This is a genomic window from Vibrio aestuarianus (assembly GCF_028858425.1).
GTDB classification, from domain to species: domain Bacteria; phylum Pseudomonadota; class Gammaproteobacteria; order Enterobacterales; family Vibrionaceae; genus Vibrio; species Vibrio aestuarianus.
This window is the reverse complement of the sequence record NZ_JAKNYQ010000001.1, coordinates 2162487-2180950: the sequence shown is the minus strand read 5'-3', so window position 1 is coordinate 2180950 and position 18464 is coordinate 2162487. Positions and strand designations below refer to the sequence as shown.

At 41.4% G+C, this 18464-nt stretch carries 15 protein-coding genes and 1 tRNA gene; 9 read left to right on the top strand and 7 right to left on the bottom strand.

Going from position 1 to position 18464, the window contains the following annotated elements:
- The first annotated feature begins 6 nt into the window (after positions 1-6).
- Positions 7-456, top strand: coding sequence for an L-alanine exporter AlaE (locus MCT08_RS10035; protein ID WP_053310045.1), 450 nt, complete (start codon positions 7-9; stop codon positions 454-456).
- Between the two features lie 165 nt (positions 457-621).
- Positions 622-709 (top strand) — tRNA-Ser (locus tag MCT08_RS10030).
- Between the two features lie 463 nt (positions 710-1172).
- On the opposite strand, the gene MCT08_RS10025 is transcribed toward MCT08_RS10030, so the two are convergent.
- The gene (locus MCT08_RS10025; protein WP_274678347.1) at positions 1173-2021 is read right to left on the bottom strand and encodes a hypothetical protein; all 849 of its coding nucleotides are present in this window, start codon (positions 2019-2021) and stop codon (positions 1173-1175) included.
- A 581-nt stretch (positions 2022-2602) separates the two neighbouring features.
- Between MCT08_RS10025 and MCT08_RS10020 the strand changes: the two genes are divergently transcribed.
- From MCT08_RS10020 to MCT08_RS10010, 3 genes are all read left to right on the top strand, one after another.
- Entirely contained in the window at positions 2603-3784 is a 1182-nt protein-coding gene (locus MCT08_RS10020; protein ID WP_168522502.1) for a chemotaxis protein, read from the top strand.
- Positions 3785-4206: 422 nt separating this feature from the next.
- Entirely contained in the window at positions 4207-5217 is a 1011-nt protein-coding gene (locus MCT08_RS10015; protein ID WP_420883308.1) for an ABC transporter substrate-binding protein, read from the top strand.
- Positions 5214-6557 carry a diguanylate cyclase domain-containing protein gene (locus MCT08_RS10010; RefSeq protein ID WP_274678346.1) on the top strand — a complete coding sequence of 448 codons (1344 nt, stop codon included), beginning with the start codon at positions 5214-5216 and terminating at the stop codon, positions 6555-6557. The genes MCT08_RS10015 and MCT08_RS10010 overlap by 4 nt, the downstream gene beginning before the upstream one ends.
- Before the next feature lie 44 nt (positions 6558-6601).
- Here MCT08_RS10010 and MCT08_RS10005 read toward each other — a convergent pair whose 3' ends face one another.
- The 4 genes from MCT08_RS10005 to MCT08_RS09990 form a co-directional block, all read right to left on the bottom strand.
- Positions 6602-6910: a DUF1496 domain-containing protein gene (locus MCT08_RS10005; RefSeq protein WP_274678345.1), complete on the bottom strand. Its 309-nt coding sequence runs from the start codon at positions 6908-6910 to the stop codon at positions 6602-6604.
- An 18-nt stretch (positions 6911-6928) separates the two neighbouring features.
- On the bottom strand, positions 6929-7828 hold the full coding sequence (locus MCT08_RS10000; protein WP_274678344.1) for a 1-aminocyclopropane-1-carboxylate deaminase/D-cysteine desulfhydrase: 900 nt from the start codon (positions 7826-7828) through the stop codon (positions 6929-6931).
- 75 nt (positions 7829-7903) lie between these two features.
- Complete coding sequence (locus MCT08_RS09995; RefSeq protein ID WP_274678343.1) at positions 7904-9196, bottom strand: sensor histidine kinase; 1293 nt, start codon at positions 9194-9196, stop codon at positions 7904-7906.
- Entirely contained in the window at positions 9196-9870 is a 675-nt protein-coding gene (locus tag MCT08_RS09990) for a response regulator transcription factor (protein ID WP_171979995.1), read from the bottom strand. The genes MCT08_RS09995 and MCT08_RS09990 overlap by 1 nt, the downstream gene beginning before the upstream one ends.
- Before the next feature lie 480 nt (positions 9871-10350).
- Here MCT08_RS09990 and psrA point away from each other — a divergent pair, with 480 nt between their 5' ends.
- The 3 genes from psrA to fabV all read left to right on the top strand — a co-directional run bounded on the left by psrA (position 10351) and on the right by fabV (position 14689).
- Positions 10351-10977: a TetR family transcriptional repressor PsrA gene (psrA, locus tag MCT08_RS09985; RefSeq protein ID WP_053310024.1), complete on the top strand. Its 627-nt coding sequence runs from the start codon at positions 10351-10353 to the stop codon at positions 10975-10977.
- A 61-nt stretch (positions 10978-11038) separates the two neighbouring features.
- Entirely contained in the window at positions 11039-13321 is a 2283-nt protein-coding gene (locus MCT08_RS09980; protein ID WP_274678342.1) for an acyl-CoA dehydrogenase, read from the top strand.
- 165 nt (positions 13322-13486) lie between these two features.
- Positions 13487-14689 carry an enoyl-ACP reductase FabV gene (fabV, locus tag MCT08_RS09975; protein WP_053310022.1) on the top strand — a complete coding sequence of 401 codons (1203 nt, stop codon included), beginning with the start codon at positions 13487-13489 and terminating at the stop codon, positions 14687-14689.
- A 103-nt stretch (positions 14690-14792) separates the two neighbouring features.
- Here fabV and MCT08_RS09970 read toward each other — a convergent pair whose 3' ends face one another.
- Both MCT08_RS09970 and MCT08_RS09965 read right to left on the bottom strand, forming a co-directional pair.
- Entirely contained in the window at positions 14793-16475 is a 1683-nt protein-coding gene (locus MCT08_RS09970; RefSeq protein WP_168780610.1) for an aspartate:alanine antiporter, read from the bottom strand.
- A 185-nt stretch (positions 16476-16660) separates the two neighbouring features.
- The gene (locus MCT08_RS09965) at positions 16661-16927 is read right to left on the bottom strand and encodes a GrxA family glutaredoxin (protein WP_053310020.1); all 267 of its coding nucleotides are present in this window, start codon (positions 16925-16927) and stop codon (positions 16661-16663) included.
- Between the two features lie 293 nt (positions 16928-17220).
- On the opposite strand from MCT08_RS09965, the gene MCT08_RS09960 reads away from it, so the two are divergent.
- Positions 17221-18462 carry an iron-containing alcohol dehydrogenase gene (locus MCT08_RS09960; protein WP_274678341.1) on the top strand — a complete coding sequence of 414 codons (1242 nt, stop codon included), beginning with the start codon at positions 17221-17223 and terminating at the stop codon, positions 18460-18462.
- Positions 18463-18464 lie beyond the last annotated feature (2 nt).

Sequence of the window (18464 nt, the reverse complement as noted above, 5' to 3'; positions counted from 1 at the left end):
AAGGTAATGAAAGCTCGTGGCCCATTTTGTATTCGTCATGCTGCTGCTGACACATTTGCAATGGTCGTTTTTTGCTTTGTTTCTGGGATGATCATTGAGATTTTTATCTCTGGGATGACTTTTGAACAATCGTTAGCATCTCGAACATTATCGATTCCTGTCAACATTGCTATCGCATGGCCTTATGGCGTGTTTCGAGATTTCGTTTTACGTTTAGGGCGGAAGTGGTCGAATTCAAACCTGATGAAGAACATTTCAGATTTAATTGCATTCGTTTTGTTCCAATCACCTGTTTATGCGGCCATTCTTTTGGTTGTTGGGGCATCAACAGAACAAATTATTACGGCTGTTTCAAGTAACGCTATCGTTTCATGTGGAATGGGTGTGTTATATGGTTATTTCTTGGATATGTGCCGCCGATGGTTTCGTGTGCCAGGCTATTACCAAAGTATGTAACTGCATATTTAGCACGCAGCTATTGTCGTTGATTTCAACTAATAAGCTAATAAGTAACCAAACGCGCTGATGGTGTGGACTTTTTTAAGATTTTGGCTTGACCTGCCTCTCCATAATCATTAAATTAGCGCCTCGTTGACTGATGCAGTTAACACAATCAAATACGGTGAGTTGTCCGAGTGGCTTAAGGAGCACGCCTGGAAAGTGTGTATACGGCAACGTATCGAGAGTTCGAATCTCTTGCTCACCGCCAAATTCAAGTTTAAAGACGTCTCAGGACGTCTTTTTTCTTATCTAAAGATTTTTAAAATCAATGTGTTACGGTTTCTTAGCGTTCCATAAAGTGTCGTGAAAGCGCTTGTCTAGAGTAATACCTAAAGTAATACCCAGTATTCCTACTTGATGCTAGTATTACTTTTGAGCACTAAATCAGGTATTACTTTGTTATCATTTCCCCTATCATTTCGATCTTTAACTTGATGTAAGTTAAGCAGTTATCGACCAAAAGTAATACCTAGATTTTTCGAAAATTGAGCTTTGTTCAGGTATTATTTGAGGGATCAAAATGGCGAATAATTTCCCACACTCAAGAAAAAAGACGTCTCAGGACGTCTTTTTTCTTATCTAAAGATTATAAAAATCAATGAGTTACAGTTTCTTAGCGTTCCATAAAGTGCCGTGAAAGCGCTTGTCTAGAGTAATACCCATGATGCTAGTTAAGAAGTTAGCACACGTAACTTGGCTTCATCCAAAAGTAACTTGGCTTCATCCAAAGCTAACCCAGCTTTATCCGTGTAGATATTCTTATCACGTCTGTCAAGTGGCTTTTCAGGTATTGTACTTGTTGAGTTACAACTTCTTTCGAACATCTTTTCATTTAACGAACCCCAATACTCGGTCAACTCATTAGATCGTTCACGGAATTGTTTACGTCTAATACTTAGGCCATTTTGTCGAGATAATAAGTCATCGTCCGAAAGTGCTGCATGCGAACTTAACATGGCTTCATGCGAAATTGACTTTGCTTCATGCGAAATTGACCTTGCTTCATTAAAAAGTAAATTGGCACCATTCAAAAGTAAATTGGCACCATTCAAAAGTAACCTAGGATCATTCACAAGTAACAAGGCCTTACGAATATTAGTTGTATTCCAATAAGAATTTGTAGGGGTATCCTTATAACGTGCGTAAAGTGGCTGCTCAGGTCTTACATTTGTTGATTTACCACTTCTCTTGATCGCTTCGTCAGCAAACGAACCATGAAGCTTGTTCAACTTATTCAATGGTTCACTTAATTTTTTACTTTTAGATTTTTTCATACTTGGGTCATTTTTTTGAAGCTCTTCTATACGTGTCTTGGCCTTCATTATGTTATTCAGCTGTTCAATCAGCTGCCTACCAGATATAGATCCTATGCGGTCATTATAAGACCGTATACATTTGATACGAACATTTAACCCTTTTATTAACCCTTTTATATGATGGTTTTTGACATGATGAGGATCATTCTTACGGTCGCATCCGATTGTAAGTGTAGGAAATTTCATTGTATTCATTGTATTCATTTAGACTGCCTAATTCTTATTGTCGAGTATTCTTATTGTTATTTTTCAAATAGGAATAATCACGAGAATATTTGTGAAACTTTATGTTGGGTCGATTACCGATGTTTAGCAAGCACGTCATAAACCCCTACATTCTGATCTTTCAGCACGAATAATAAGATCAACTCTCCAACCCAAAGGAGATTAGAAATGGCAAAACAACGCACCAACCAAGAACGGCAAATGCTTATCTAGTAATCTGAATCGAGTTCATTATCAAAGTTCGCGTGCTACTCGGCGTGTTTTTCCGTGCATAACAGCAAAGCCATGAGGAATAGCTAACACTCATAACGTGCTTGCAGCCATTGGCTACGCGCTTCTGTGGCAGAAAATATACTGACTTCCATAACCCAAACGCTATACTGTGCTGGAAATTCATTATACCCTCCGACTTGAAATTGCAGCGGTGTTGGCTACATTCGCTCACCCCAATCACATAGTGTATCTATGCTTATGGGGATGAACTCACTTTCTGCCTACCTGCAACTTCAAGTGGTTTGGGTATATATCAATAGCAACAATCAGTTAGGTTTGAGGTCATCATGTTCTTTTATCGCGTTTTTATTTCGTTCATTATCGTCATGGGGCTTAGTGCCTGTTCATTATTGGAAGTAAAACTTGATGGCCCAACACCGTTAACCAAGCAAGAACTGAATACGAGAATTTTGACTAGAGAGTATGCGCAACAGTTTTTCTCTCTGGTTGAACAGTCTGCAGATGACATTGCAGCAACATACGACAGTAATGATCAAGTGAATCAGTCTTACGTATTACTGTGGAAGATTAACGCTGAAGAAGGTATGCAGCGTTCTGCCTATCAGGTTTCGCCTATGGCAGCCCTGATAGATAGCTGGGTATTTACTTATCAAATGGAGCAATTTTTCCAATCACAAGCTGGGGATTCACTGTTTAAAACTGAGCATGCACAAAATGTATCCATTCAGTTGAAAAACAGTATCGATGAACTGGCAAAATCTTTACTCAAAGGCGATGCTTACCGACAAAGCCAAGCGTTTGTTACTCAATTCTCGCAAGCACATCCTTTTACTGACTTAACTTTTCCGCGCACTCCTGCCTATAGAGCGTGGTTAGTAGCAAACAATATCGACGCAGATGAAGTGGTCACTACGTTAGGGTCGATGCCAGAAGCGCTTGGTGATATCTCTGACCGTGTCAGCTTGGCTTCAGATCAAACATTTAAGCTGATGTCGTGGAAAGCAAAACTGCTTGCTCTCAATAGTAATGCGAGCGTTGAAGAGCTGACGATAACATTAGATAGCCTTAGAAAAAGTTCTGATGCTTTTCAAAATTTTATTGAAAATAATCCTGATTACATGCGTAACTTAGCGGAACAAATGGCGATTGAATTACAACCATTAGTGAATGATATTGACACTAAAACAGACGAAAAACTGGCACAACTGAGTGTGCAAAGGCAAGCATTGGATGACATGGTTGCAAGAGAGCGCATTGAGTTGATCAATATGGTCGAACGAGAGCGTAAAGCACTAGCTGTTATTGTATCGGATGAGAGAGAGAAATTCGCTCAAGATCTAGAGGTGATATCGCAAGATATACTGACTTTAGCCATGGATAAGTTGATCGAATTAATCAAAAGTACCATTGTCTATTTTGTGTTATTTATTATCGCTATTTTCTTTGCTCCTCTTGGGCTCGGTTATTATTTTGGTAAACGCTCGGCAAGAGGAAAGGCATCGCAATAATTCTATCAATGGTTTTAAAATTTAAAGGTTTTTCCATTGCTGTAGTGAATACATGAGAAGTGCCGGAGCTCCGCTCAGCAAGAGTTTGTGTACTTCTCTCCTTAAAGCTTGCGTTTATACGCATTGCTAACCTTCAGGCATATCTTTAGTGAGCATTAGCCTAGATACTTTTGCCTGTTGCCTCATCTTCATAATTTATACCCAAACCATTTGAAGTTGCAGGTAGGCGGCCAGTGAGTTCATCCCCATGAGCATAGATAAACTATGTGATTGGGGTGAGCGAATGTAGCCAATACCGCTGCAGCTTCAAATAGGAGGGGTATATTCAAACATTATTATATTGCGCTTTGCTTTAGAATTATTTCAATTCATGGCTAAACTATCTTATATAAAACTCATTTTATAAGTTGGCTGTGGGCACTATGAAGAGAAAGGCAAGCGTTGTTGGCAAGGTCGTCATATCGATTGTTGTATTGTTGGTCATCACACTGTTGTGGGCTGTTAAGGGACATGAAAAACAGACGCTGACGAATAATAGAATAATCAAAATTGGGGTGTCTCAAACACCGCTATCTTCACCATTTTTTATTGCTTTTCAGCAAGGTTTTTTTGCTAAACATGGAGTTAATGTTGAGTTGATTCCTTGTATGGGCGGGGTTGCATGTTCTCAAGCATTATTTGAAGGTCAGGTTGATTATGCTACGGCTTCAGAATCTGTAGTCGTGTTTGAACTGTTTAAGCGAGATGATTTTGCATTGTTGACGAGCTTTGTTGAGTCGGACAACGATTTAAAATTATTGACCTTAGAGTCGTTGGAAATAGGCAAGTTAAGTGATCTGAAAGGAAAGCGTGTTGGGATAGTTAAAGCCAGTGCGAGTGAATTTTATTTTGACTCTCTTTTGATCGCCAATGATCTGAAAGATATGCCCGTTGAAAAAGTGTATTTACCAGCACAAGAGCTTAACTCAGCTCTGTTTGCATTTGAGGTGGATGCCATTTCAGCTTGGGAACCTTACGGTTATAAAACGGAAGTGACTGCGTCATCTGATGTACTCAATTTAGGTTTACTTGGGATCTATCATTTGTCATTTAATTTGCTTTCGATGAAAGAAACCGCTTACAGCTCACATGATGAAATTGTTTCAATTTTACTCGCGTTAAAAGATGCCAATGAATGGATCAGCCTAAATACTGAGCAGTCGATGCTGATTGTTTCTAAGGCTCTTGGCATACGGTTACATCAGCTAAAGTGGTCGTGGGATGATTATGTCTTTCGTTTGTCTTTGGGCAATGCATTATTATCAAATATTCAACTGCAGGCTCGGTGGGCTATTGATGCACGTTTAGTTGCGGGTAATAAGCCCGATTTTAGATCAGTGTTATTTTCTAAACCGCTAGAAGAAGTATTGCATAGTGAGGTATCGATCAAATGATAAGTTCACTTTCTCGAAAGCTGACATTGTTGTTCGCCTCCACTTTCTTCCTTGTGCTACTAATTGTTTTTTCGTTATGGAGTGTATTGACAGAGCAAGAACACACTAAAAAAGAGTTAGAAGATATTATACAAATTCAACAGAGTGTGGATTTATTGCGTAGCCAGTTGTGGATATTTTTGCAGTATTCTGATGACGCGAGCTTGGAGCAAGTGGAGATTGCCCAACAAAATTTGTCAGAGAAATTATCAAACCACCATATGATGGAAAAACACATTACCAATTTACAACGGATGAATACCAGTTTAGCGGTATTGCTACAGCAAGAAAAAACTCTCGCCTCAAATCAAATCTCACAGACAGTATCAAATTCATATATCAATGCGAAAGGGCTTTTGCATTCTCGCTACAACATGTTGGTACAAAGCATGACTGAAGAATTGTTTTATCTACAAAAATCTGTTTTGATTCGAAGCACCGACAGCCAGCGTGCTACTGTGGTTGCGAGTGCCTTGAAATTATTGTTTTTTTCAATATTAGTTAGTGGGATCGCTTGGCTTATATTGAAACGTTTCAAAGCCGGATTTGCCTCACTCAAACAAGGTATTTTTGAATTAGCTCAAGGAGACTTGAACAGTAAAATTGTATCGGCAAGCTTAGATGCTGAGTTTGAGGCTTTAGCTGATTTCTTTAACCGTATGAAAGAGTCGTTAAAGATAACGACCATTACCAAAGATGAACTGCAGTTGGAAGTGGACCGTCAAACCTCTGAACTGCAAAAACAGAAAAAGCAATTACTATTTTTATCTGAACATGATCCGTTAACTGGTCTGCGTAACCGCCGAGCGTTTGAAAAATCGCTGGAGAGTGCGATTATCAAAGCGAACAGGACGGGGGTAAAACTTGCTCTTCTTTTCATGGATTTAGATAATTTTAAAGAGATTAACGATAGTAAAGGACATAGCGCTGGCGACGAAATCTTGAAACAGGTTGCGATTAGGATAGATGCAAGTATTCGCCGCTCGGATTTCTCTGGTAGGCTGGGGGGCGATGAATTTGTGATCTGTTTAGATCTTATCGATGACTATGAGTTTGTTTATCGAAAAGTTAGACAAGTGATCCAAGCGATAGGGCAACCGATCGAGTTTAACGATGAGGTGTTGTACGTTGGTGTCAGTATTGGCATTAGTTACTTTCCACTACAATCGGAAAATAGCCACAAGTTGATGAAGCTTGCCGACGAAGCGATGTATGAGGCTAAAAAGGTGCCGGGAAATACCTATTGTCAGAACCTTGAACATCATAGCGGCGTATTCACTATGGAAGATAAGGTTAGCTAATAAATAGGCCGAAAAATAGAATCGTGATGTTTGCAGGCTCACGTTTATTCTTCTTGCTTGGTTTTTTCTAATATTACCCAGCGTAATGCGCCATTTTTTTCGAAATCGTTTGCTTCTTTGCATAGCATGTATACTTCACCCACTTGCAATACCGCACCAATTGAATACGCTTTGTCATTGTAGTAGCAGACCCGCTGCTGCGATTTTCCTGTACCAGTCACTACCAACGGGTTAGATGGTGTTGAGATTACTTTTGCAGTGACGGTCAACGGCGCAATAAGCAATGTAGGAAGAAGATAGCAGCTCCACGAGCAGTTTCTAAGTCCAGATAAACAAGTTCTCAGCATCATCATGTTCCTCGTTTTGTTAGCTTAACCGAATTTACGTTGGTAGCGAGGTAGCATGCTTTCGTTTCCTAGCAGCCCACCTTGGTGAATATAAATAATAGATTGCTGTGGGTTATCTTGCATCCAAGGCAGCAAGCATTGCCACATTAATGGGTCGTAGAGTAGATCAAACTCAACATGTGTTTGTTCTAGGAGTTGCTGCCAAACGTGGTAGTCAGCGGCATACAATTGCCCAAAGTGATGTTTTTTGTTTGGAGATAATATGACTGGGTGGTCGCTTTCTCCTAAGTCATCAAACTGCTTGGTCAGATAGTCATTACCCCCGACACATGAGCAAGTGAGCACCTCAATACCATGTGGCTTTAAATATTTGTGGAGAAATAACGCGGTTGTTCCAGTACCAGAGGGAAGTGCAACCACAAACGATTGTTTGTTCTCAAATCGTGCCCAATTAAGAATTTCCATCGCGAGCTGTTTAATACCCACTTTAGCGATCGGTGAGCGCCCACCTTCAGGCATCACTAAGCAATGAGCATCAGGCTGCCGCTGCGTGCGAATATATTCTTCAGGGTGGATAGGTACTGGGGAAACGCTACTCACTTCAACGATTTTTGCGCCGAGATCAAGTGCTCCACGGTAATTGCCAATCGGTTTTTGCTTGAGCCATGACGGGATGCGGTCGACATAAAACTCAAAGGACCAGCCCTTTATATTGGCCAGCGCAGCCATTGAGTATAATGAATTGGCTTGTACGGACCCATAGCTGATTAACGTTGTTGTGATCTCATCTTTAGTATCTAGCAGCGCCATAAATTTTCTGGCCTTATTACCAGAGAAATGGCTGTGCAACTGGTCATCACGTTTTAAATAAAAATGCTTATTAGCAAAAATGTGTTGCGTGATAGGAGTGTCGGATAGTTTCATTATCAGAGCCTACATAAAACAGTGCGGCAGTATATACCTATCTTTCCTTCAGTGCAGCTTCACAGGGTAAGGTCATTATTCGTTTAATGGTTTCTCGTCAGCATGTTCTTCTTGAAAGCAGATACGAGCAATGCATCCGCCTTGCTCATGATTACTGAGGCTAAAAAACCAACCATAACGTTGGCAGAGGTCGCTAACGATCAGTAGCCCCAAACCATGTCCATCCTCGCTCGATTGATCGGACAGCCCCATACCTTGGTCTTGGATTATGAGTTCAGCTTGGCTAAGTGTGATAGTTATTTTACCTTGGCGTGTCGCGGCAATAGCATTTCGTAGTAGATTACCGACAATCATTTCAATGACCGGAGTGGTCGCTTTAATGGAAGGTGAACTGTGAAAAATAAACGCAATATCAATGTTTTTATCACTAGCTTGCATTCTGTTATTGTTAATTGTTGCAATGACTTCATGCTGTAGTAACAGACGATTAGGAGCGCTTGGTGGGTTGCGTTCATAGCGAACCAAGCCAAGTAGAGCGTCGACAATAGTGCTCATTTGTGATGTTGCATCTTCAATTCTAACCAATTGGCGCTTTTGAAACTCGGATACAGGGTTTAATGCAAGTAATGCATTGGCTCCCTTAATGATGGTGAGCGGCGTTCTTAGTTCATGACTAGCGTATCGGCCAAAGGATTGCTCTCGTTTTATTAATAACTGAATGTCACGGCGATATTGGTTCATTTTTTTCGTGAGTAATTCAAATTCGGTTGCAGCCCCGTCAGAAATCGTAAAGGCATGCTGTGCGTTACCTTTATGATTGTTCAATTGATCAATTAAATTATTAATCGGTTCGATTAGGTGGCGTGAGAGGCGGTATAACAACCCGCCAAATATGAGCATCAGCGCCGCAACGCACGACAAAACAATAATGCCAGAGAAAAATAGTTCACCCGTTCGGAATTCTAATTCGTCAATTTTACTTAATAGAATTAACGGTTTTTTTTCACCTTCATGGTAATACGAACCGAATAGAACCATGCGTGAGCTTTCTCCTTCTCCTATTTCTCCTAAAAAAGTGTCATGATCAATGTATTTCTGTTTGTAGTAGCTAGGAACCAATTCCAGATCATTATAGGCATCAGTTAAGATATCAATTTTTACATATCCAGACTCGCCGTGATTAAAACGATAGATTGCCTCTTCTTTGTCGATCAGGATACGGCGCTCGCCAACACGGTCTTCTGACCAATGTAATGTGGTATAAAAAATGGTATAAATCACAAAGCCTAAGACTAAGGATAAGCCTGTGAAAAACAGAGCTAAACGGCCTGTCAATGTCCGCGTATTATTGATTATAGAACGGCGCATTAGGCTTCCTCTAACCGAAACCCAACCTTAGGTACAGTAATCAACATAGGTTGGGTAAAGGGTTTATCTAGTTGATTTCTAAGTTGGTAAATATGGCTTCGTAATACATCATTTTCAGGTTCGCATTCCGGCCATAATTGTCGAGCTATCTCTTCTCGTGATACCACATTAGGTGCTCGTGAACAGAGCATTTCCAAAATGGTATAAGTGGTTGGGTTGAGCGCTAAGGCTTTTCCCTCCCGAAGTGCTCGGCGCGTGTGTTGGTCGATAGAGAGCGAGCCATAACAGAGCATGCTATTGGCGACATTTCCTCGGTAGCGGTTGGTCAATGCGCGCATTCTTGCTTCTAAAATTGCGAGGTCAAAAGGCTTGGTTAGATAATCATCAGCACCATACTTAAATCCTTCGAGCATATCCTCACGGCTGTCTAATGCAGTTAACATCAAAATAGGCGTGATATTGCCCATTTCACGTAACTTTTCACAAATAGTCAGGCCATTCATACGTGGCAGCATCAAGTCTAAAATAATGATGTCAAATGATTGGCTTGTCGCCAAGGTTAGTCCTAGCTCACCGTTATCGGCATAATCGAGTTCCATGCCGAGGCTTTCGAAATAATCAAACAAAATACCTGCGACTTCGCGGTTATCTTCAATAAGGAGTATTTTTTTCATGACGCTACCTTCTTTTTCTTACTTACCTATAGTGCATCGTGAACCACGAAATGAAAAGGAGTGATTGGTGAGGTGAGCTTTGTCTTTTAAGTTGATTTTCGTTGTCAAATCTCAGCAGAAAAACCGCGTTATGAGACATAAAAAAAAGCCCAGAGCAAAAGGCACTGGGCGGATACAAATAAACATAGGAGTTAAATAAGAAAAAGCAGTGGCGTAGTTATCAGTAAGAAGAAAAATTCGACGGCCTGTAAAACTCTTGATGCTCTGTTAACTACACCTATTCAGACTAAGCTTTTCTCAATGAGTTCACTTTTTTATTAAAAATTTTCCATCGATTTTTTAAATTAAATAAATTCAATCAGTTGTCTAAGTTCCCCACGGTTCTGGTCAGACCATCTTTCAAAAGTGTGATGTTAATTGCTTGTTAATTAAATGTGGCAATAGTATATTTCAAACACGTGTTTGATACGAGTGATTGAAATGGCATCAAGAAGTAGCACCAAAGATAAAATCCTAGATGTAGCCGAAGGATTGTTTGCTGAGCATGGCTTCAACGATACTTCGTTAAGAGCTATTACCAGTAAAGCTGGCGTGAACTTGGCCTCTGTTAATTATCACTTTGGTGACAAAAAAACATTAGTTCGTGCGGTACTGAATCGTTATTTAGAGGCCTTCATGCCTGCCGTTAACGAAGCCTTAATGACATTGAATACCCAAGAACAATACAGCATGGCCGATGTTTTTGAATCTTTACGTGCCCCACTTAGGTCCTTAAATGATTTAAGGCCTAATGGTACGAGTCGTTTTATGTTGTTGATAGGAAGAGGTTATACCGATGTGCAAGGTCATTTACGTTGGTTTATCACCACTCGTTATAGTGAGGTGTTGTCACTTTTCACACAGTCAGTGTTGAAAGCCAACCCAAGTTTAACGCCTGAAACACTTTTCTGGCGCTTGCATTTCACGTTAGGTACTTGTGTTTTTACTATGGCTTCAAGCCAAGCCCTGGCCGATATTGCCGAGAATGATTTTGGCACACAAGTGGATGTAAAAACCGTGGTTGACATGATAATTCCCTATTTGGCTGCCGGTGTGGCTGCTGAGTAACTACCCAACTATTTATTATAATAAAGCAGTAAAAATCCAAGTGAACAAAAGGATCTGAACTATGAGCTCTCTACGAAGAAAATGGATAAGCGACCCAGCTTTTAAACTGTTTAAACAGGTATTGCCACCGTTATCTGATACGGAAAAAGAAGCGATGGAAGCCGGGAGTGTTTGGTGGGATGGTGAACTATTTTCTGGCAAGCCAGATTTCAAAAAGCTGCATCATTACCCTAAACCAACGTTATCAAGTGAAGAGCAATCTTTCATTGATAACGAGTTAGAAACCCTGCTATCAATGTTAGATGATCACAAGATCGTAAAAGAAGATCGTGATTTACCTAAAGAGGTATGGGAATTCTTACGTAAGGAGCGTTTCTTTTCTCTTATCATTTCTAAAGCTTATGGTGGCCGAGAATTTTCAGCATTAGCGAACTCTACAATTGTGTCACGTATTGCGACTCGTAGTATCAGTACTGCTGTTACCGTTATGGTACCAAACTCGCTTGGGCCTGGTGAACTGCTTTCTCACTACGGTACACAAGAGCAAAAAGATTATTGGTTACCGCGTCTTGCTGATGGTACCGATATCCCTTGTTTTGCTTTGACAGGCCCTGAAGCGGGCTCTGATGCTGGTGGTATTCCTGATCAAGGCGTGGTTTGCTATGGCAAGCATGAAGGTAAAGAAGTGCTTGGTATCAAGCTGAGCTGGAACAAGCGCTATATAACGCTCGCTCCGGTGGCAACCGTATTAGGTCTGGCATTTAAGCTGAGTGATCCTGACAATTTATTGGGTGACAAAGAAGATATTGGCATTACCTGTGCTCTCATTCCTGCTAATCATAAAGGGGTTGAAATTGGCGAACGTCATGACCCACTTGGCCTTGCTTTTATGAATGGCCCGACTCGTGGACAAGATGTTTTCATACCAATGGATTGGCTGATTGGCGGTGCGGATTATGCAGGTAAAGGTTGGCGAATGTTGGTTGAATGCTTATCTGCTGGGCGTGGTATTTCTCTACCTGCATTGGGAACGGCAATTGGTCATCTGACTTCTCGCACAACGGGTGCTTACGCTTATGTTCGTAAACAGTTCGGAATGTCGATAGGTAAATTTGAAGGTGTTGCTGAAGCATTAGGACGTATTGGTGGGCTAACTTATTTATTGGAAGCGACGCGCACGCTGACAACGACCTCACTAGACCTTAAAGAAAAGCCGGGTATTGTGACCGCGATTGCTAAATATCACATGACGGAAATTGCCCGTACGATCTTAAATGATTCGATGGATATTCATTCTGGGCGTGCGATTCAAGATGGTCCAATGAATTATTTAGGTACGCATTATCTAGGTATTCCCGTTGCGATTACGGTGGAAGGGGCGAATATTCTGACTCGTAACTTAATGATTTTTGGTCAAGGCGCAACGCGTTGCCACCCTTATGTACTGAAGGAAATGGAAGCTGCGGCTAACCCAGATGTTAAGCAAGGCGCTAAAGATTTCGACAAGCTGCTGTTTAAACATATCGCTCATGCTACCAAGAACACGTTCGGTGCTGTGGGCGCTGCGTTGACAGGTTCACGTTTTATTAAAGCAGATATGAGTGGACCAACTAAAACTTATTATCAGCAGTTAACCCGTATGAGTCGTGCTCTAGCGGTGAGTGCAGATTTTGCCATGTTGACTCTAGGTGGTGAGCTTAAACGTAAAGAAATGATTTCCGCGCGCTTGGGCGATGGTCTAAGTTACCTGTACATGGCATCAGCGACGCTGAAAAAATACGAAGATGAAGGACGTCAACAGGCTGACCTAGATTACGTGCACTACGCTGTTCAACACTGTTTGCATCATGCGGCCCAGTCATTGCAAGAAGCCTATACAAACTTTCCGACTAAAGTTGTTGGACGTTTATTAAAAATATTGGTATTCCCATTGGGGAATCATTTTGCAAAACCGAGCGATGAATTGTCAGTTAAATTAGCAGAAAGCTTAATGACACCTGGTGCTCACCGTGATCGTCTTACACATCTCTGCTACATCGGAGAAGAAGAAAATGACAGTGTCGGATTAATGGAACAAGCTTTTTTAGCTATGTACGGTATTAATAGCCTTGAGCGTAAGCTGTTCCGCGCTGCCAAAGAGGGTAAAATCGCCCGCAAAGGCGTACTGGCTGATAGGCTTGCTCAGGCTTTACAAGCCAACGTTCTGACTCAAACTGAAGTTGAGCAAATTTTAGAAGCTGATAAATTGCGTTATAAGGCAATACAAGTTGACCATTTTAGTCATGATTTTAGCGAGGTAATGACCAATAAGCCGGGAAAGCCAAAGCTAAATAACGTCGCGTAGCGAGTAAAAAGAACGCTGATTAATTAAGGCACCTATCAAGGGTGCCTTTGTTTTTTGGGAAGCAGTGATCCAACCACTTGCAATTTCTGCTTATTTTGAAAGAAATAAGGTGAGATTTGTGGGCGAAACTTTTATCCTAGCTGAGATTTTTGAAGGAAGTTGAATATGATCATCAAACCTAAAATTCGCGGATTTATCTGTACGACAACGCACCCAGTGGGTTGTGAAGCTAATGTAAAAGAACAAATTGCTTACACTAAAGCGCAAGGTCCAATTAAAAATGCACCTAAGCGTGTACTTGTTGTGGGCTCATCAAGTGGTTATGGCCTGTCTTCTCGTATTGCAGCAGCCTTTGGCGGTAATGCTGCGACTATCGGGGTTTTCTTTGAAAAACCAGCGACAGAGAAGAAACCAGGAACTGCCGGTTTCTACAATGCGGCTGCGTTTGACAAACTTGCTCATGAAGCGGGTTTATATGCGAAAAGCCTAAATGGTGATGCATTTTCTAACGAAGCTAAAGAAAAGACGATTGAACTGATTAAACAAGACCTAGGTCAAGTTGATATGGTGGTTTATTCGTTAGCTTCTCCAGTGCGTAAGTTACCAGATACTGGTGAATTGGTTCGTTCATCGCTAAAGCCTATTGGTCAAACTTACACATCAACGGCGGTTGATACCAATAAAGACACTATTATTGAAGCCAGTGTTGAACCTGCGACTGAGCAGGAGATTGAAGACACAATCACAGTAATGGGTGGTCAGGATTGGGAGTTATGGATTAAGGCTCTATCTGATGCAGGTGTGCTTGCGCAAGGTTGTAAGACTGTAGCGTATAGCTACATTGGTACAGAATTGACATGGCCGATCTATTGGGATGGCGCACTTGGTAAAGCCAAGATGGATCTAGACCGTGCAGCCGCTGAACTCAATGAGAAACTATCGGCAATTGGTGGTACGGCAAATGTTGCTGTTCTTAAATCGGTTGTGACTCAAGCGAGTTCGGCGATTCCTGTTATGCCTTTATATATCGCCATGGTGTTCAAGAAGATGCGAGAGCAAGGCGTACATGAGGGTTGTATGGAACAAATCTACCGCATGTTCAGTCAACGTCTTTATAAAGAAGACGGCAGTGCCGCAGAAGTTGATGAGAAAAATCGTCTGCGCCTAGATGACTGGGAATTGCGTGAGGATATCCAACAACATTGTCGTGAATTGTGGCCACAAATTACCACTGAAAACCTCAAAGAACTGACGGATTACGTTGAGTATAAAGAAGAGTTCTTGAAACTGTTTGGTTTTGGTGTGGAAGGCGTCGATTATGAAGCCGATGTTGAGACAGCAGTTAAATTTGATGTGATTGATATCTAATCATATTTATTTAATCGTACGTCAAATGCAAAGAGGCACTCAGAAATGAGTGCCTCTTTTAGTTTTGCAACCCTAACCTCTCTTCTTTGGAAAGAGGTATTATCTAACTGAGCAGAATCAAGATCGTACCGGTTAAAGTCATCAATATATTGGCTATCGCGTAGGTACCAGCATAGCCTAGAGCAGGAATGGTAGATTTAGCATAGTCATTAACAATATCCATCGCTGGAGCGCAGGTGCGAGCACCGATGATCGCACCAAACAGTAGAGCACGGTTCATTTTTAAAATATGCGCCCCCACTAAGTAAGCAAAAACGACCGGTACCACACTGACTAAGAAAGCTAAGCCGATAACCTGAATACCAACGTCTGCAAGGTGCTCAAACATTTTGCCACCTGCGCTTAAGCCGATACCGACCATGAAGAACATCAAGCCAAGATCTTTGACCATATTTAGTGCTCCTTGAGGAACATAGCCAAAGGTTGGGTGATTAGCTCTTAAAAAACCGAGCATAATACCTGAAAGCAAAAGCCCAACTGCATTACCAAGACCGAATGAAACCTGACCAAAAGTCATGGTAATTAAACCAAATAAAATACCAATAATGAAGAAGCTACAAAACGCTAATAAATCGGCCATTTGACTGTGAATCGAAATGAAACCAATTTTGTCCGCTAACCCTTGTACACGGCTTTTTTCTCCACTGACCTGCAACACATCCCCTTTAGCGAGTACAATGTCTAAGTCCATTGGCATCTCAATCTGAGCGCGAATCACTCGGTTAAGGAAACAACCGTATTCTGACAAATTAAGGTCTGATAAGCGTTTTCCTGCGATGCTGTCACTTTTAACAACGATTTCTTCTTCAGAGATACGCAGGTCAAGCAGGTTACGGTCAAAAACCTCTTTTCCATTTCGAAAACTTGGGTCAAGCCGAGCATGGCTGTCAGGGAAACCAACAAGTGCGATTTCATCACCTTCTTGCAATATGGCGTCACCATCTGGGTGGGCGAGAATACCGTTGCGGCGAATACGTTCAATATAGCAGCCAGTTTGGCGATAAAGACCAAGCTCACGTAAGTTACGGTCATCGATCCAATTAATCAGTTCCTGTCCAACACGGTAAGCACGAATAATGGGCAAATATACTTTACGTTGGCCGCTGCCGCCTAAGCCACGCTCTTGGGCAATCTGTTGAGCAGAGTCAGATAAATTTTGTTTCTGTAATTTAGGCAATAACTTAGCGAACATGATCATACTAATAAGGCCAATTAAATAGGCCATCGCATAACCGACAGAGACATTATCTAAAATAAGAGAAAGATCCATCGACCTTGGTAGTGTTGCTAGCCCTGAATTTAGGGCATCTTGCGCTCCCACTAGAACGGGCGTTGAGGTTAGCGCGCCAGCCATCATACCAGCCGCTAAGCCAAAATCGAGATTGAGATAGTAGCTACCAAAATAGGTAATCCAAGTTGCAGTGACCAAAACCACTAAACTTAAAATAAGGTAGTGCTTCCCATCTCGGAAGAAAATACCGAAGAAGTTCGGGCCAGCTTCGATGCCGACACAATAGATAAACAGCATAAAACCAATGGTCAACGCTTCGGCATTAAAGGAGAAGCCGAGGTGTCCCATAATTAACGATGTGATTAATACACCGATGGAATTACCCAGTTGTAAGCTACCAAAACGAATTTTGCCAAATGCTAGGCCAATCGCTAAGACAACAAAAATAAGAAGAATGGGGTTCTGTTCAAGCAAAAGTACGACGTCGATATTCACGGCTCAACTCGTTATGTGTGCCAAGAGGTAGGTTAAGTGTGGGAATTGTATCTTAATATTGCAAAAAGATAAGTGAAATTTTTGATATTTGACAATTCATTGATTCGATCGAACAAGGAGAGAATTTATTGATATTAAATGGTAAAAACCCGCCATATATTAGCGGGTTCTAATGTTTTCATCTTTTACTCGTCGAATAGACCTAAATGCTCTTTCGCGTAAGCTTCAAATTCTGTGCAGCCGCCAATGTGTTCTTGGTCAACAAAGATTTGTGGCACAGTTTCTACTGGTTTACCGACCGTCTTTTCCAAATCGGCTTTGCTGATACCTTCAGCATGGATATCAACATAACGGTAGTTGAAGTCATCACGCTTCAGTTTCAATGTGTCTGCGTGTTCTTTAGCGCGAACACAGTAAGGGCAACCAGGACGGCCGAAAATAACAACGAACATAGCTTTCTCCTTTATTCTGTTTCGTGCAACTATGCACGATTCAAGAAAGGAAATAAAGTGGCAATCACCTGTTGTTTCAATAGGTAAAATCTATTGCTGAATTCTTAAACGATGCAAGCGAGATATTTTCAGATGTTACCAATGTATACGAGTATTCTTCGCTGTGATACCACGCATAAACTTATACATTTTACATGGTTATTATCTTCAAGTTGTACTGCATCAAGAAAAAATAACGAGGATAAGTGCACTCTAAAACCAGCTAATTAGGATTAGAGAAAAGGAACGCATTCATGTTTCAATTTATGACAGCAACTCGGATCATTTTTGGAGAAGGGGCGTTGCCAAATTCGCTCTCAATCTTAAATCAATATGGTTACAGCGTGTTACTGGTCTCAGGCAAAGAACGAGAACGATCACGTATCATCACTCAATACCTCAATACTCAAAATATGCGTTATCAACATGTGGCTGTTACGGGTGAACCTAATATTACCATGGTCGAAGAAACCGCTATTCTTGGTCGCCGGTTTAAGCCTGACATGGTGGTGGCTATCGGTGGTGGCAGCGTTATTGACATGGGCAAAGCGCTTGCGGCAATTATTCCCAACCAAGGAAACGTGTACGATTATGTTGAAGTGGTTGGCAGAAGCGTTCCTCTTAAAACCAAACCTATCCCTTTTATTGCCATTCCTACCACTGCCAGTACTGGAGCTGAAGTGACACGTAATGCGGTACTAAAATCAGGGCAAGATAAAGTTAAAGTGAGTTTACGTAGCCCTGAAATGTTAGCAGATGTAGCCATTGTCGACCCAACACTCACTTACGGAACCGATATGTATACTTCTGGGCGAGGTGCAATGGATGCGTTTACCCATCTGATGGAGGCCTATGTGTGCGGAGAGCCAAACCCATTGACCGATATGGTCTGTGAAGAAGGTTTACGACGGTTAAGTCGCTCTATTTTACCTGCTTGTCGCAAAGATGATAAAAAAGCACGCGCTGATCTATCATTTGCTGCCATGTTGGGTGGTATGGCTATCACCAATGCTAAATTAGGTGCCGCGCATGGATTAGCCTCTGCATTAGGTGGAAAATTAGAGGCACCACATAGCGTTATTACGGCGCGTTTAGCTCCGCATGTGATGTATGAAAATATCCGCTCTGCACGAAAAGCTAAACGTAAAGATCTACTTGGTCGTTATGAGAAAATTGCACAAATCGTTACTGGTCGGAATAACGTACATGTAGAAGATGGTGTTTTATGGGCAAAAATGATGCTTGATAAACTACAGCTGCCAAACTTAAGCCAATTTGGTGTTTGCAGTACCTCTTTTGAAAAGGTTGCTGATGATGCTTTGCAGTCAGTGGCCATTAAAGGGAACCCTTTGCCGTTAACGCAAGAGCGATTGGTTTATATTTTGAATCAAGTTTGTGGCTGTCAGAGTGGGTGTAAAGAACTAGATGTTAGTGCAGCAAATCGTGTAGAGGTTGTGCATGATCCGATGCTTCAACAGATAAGTAAACAAGATTAAAA

What these genes read in the sequence shown, in the direction of transcription:
- MCT08_RS09965 (WP_053310020.1), bottom strand. Translation starts at nt 16,927, where the DNA reads ATGTTCGTTGTTATTTTCGGCCGTCCTGGTTGCCCTTACTGTGTTCGC.
- psrA (WP_053310024.1), top strand. Translation starts at nt 10,351, where the DNA reads ATGGCATCAAGAAGTAGCACCAAAGATAAAATCCTAGATGTAGCCGAA.
- MCT08_RS10005 (WP_274678345.1), bottom strand. Translation starts at nt 6,910, where the DNA reads ATGATGATGCTGAGAACTTGTTTATCTGGACTTAGAAACTGCTCGTGG.
- MCT08_RS10025 (WP_274678347.1), bottom strand. Translation starts at nt 2,021, where the DNA reads ATGAATACAATGAATACAATGAAATTTCCTACACTTACAATCGGATGC.
- MCT08_RS09995 (WP_274678343.1), bottom strand. Translation starts at nt 9,196, where the DNA reads ATGCGCCGTTCTATAATCAATAATACGCGGACATTGACAGGCCGTTTA.
- MCT08_RS09960 (WP_274678341.1), top strand. Translation starts at nt 17,221, where the DNA reads ATGTTTCAATTTATGACAGCAACTCGGATCATTTTTGGAGAAGGGGCG.
- MCT08_RS10035 (WP_053310045.1), top strand. Translation starts at nt 7, where the DNA reads ATGAAAGCTCGTGGCCCATTTTGTATTCGTCATGCTGCTGCTGACACA.
- MCT08_RS10010 (WP_274678346.1), top strand. Translation starts at nt 5,214, where the DNA reads ATGATAAGTTCACTTTCTCGAAAGCTGACATTGTTGTTCGCCTCCACT.
- MCT08_RS09980 (WP_274678342.1), top strand. Translation starts at nt 11,039, where the DNA reads ATGAGCTCTCTACGAAGAAAATGGATAAGCGACCCAGCTTTTAAACTG.
- fabV (WP_053310022.1), top strand. Translation starts at nt 13,487, where the DNA reads ATGATCATCAAACCTAAAATTCGCGGATTTATCTGTACGACAACGCAC.
- MCT08_RS09990 (WP_171979995.1), bottom strand. Translation starts at nt 9,870, where the DNA reads ATGAAAAAAATACTCCTTATTGAAGATAACCGCGAAGTCGCAGGTATT.
- MCT08_RS10020 (WP_168522502.1), top strand. Translation starts at nt 2,603, where the DNA reads ATGTTCTTTTATCGCGTTTTTATTTCGTTCATTATCGTCATGGGGCTT.
- MCT08_RS10015 (WP_420883308.1), top strand. Translation starts at nt 4,207, where the DNA reads ATGAAGAGAAAGGCAAGCGTTGTTGGCAAGGTCGTCATATCGATTGTT.
- MCT08_RS10000 (WP_274678344.1), bottom strand. Translation starts at nt 7,828, where the DNA reads ATGAAACTATCCGACACTCCTATCACGCAACACATTTTTGCTAATAAG.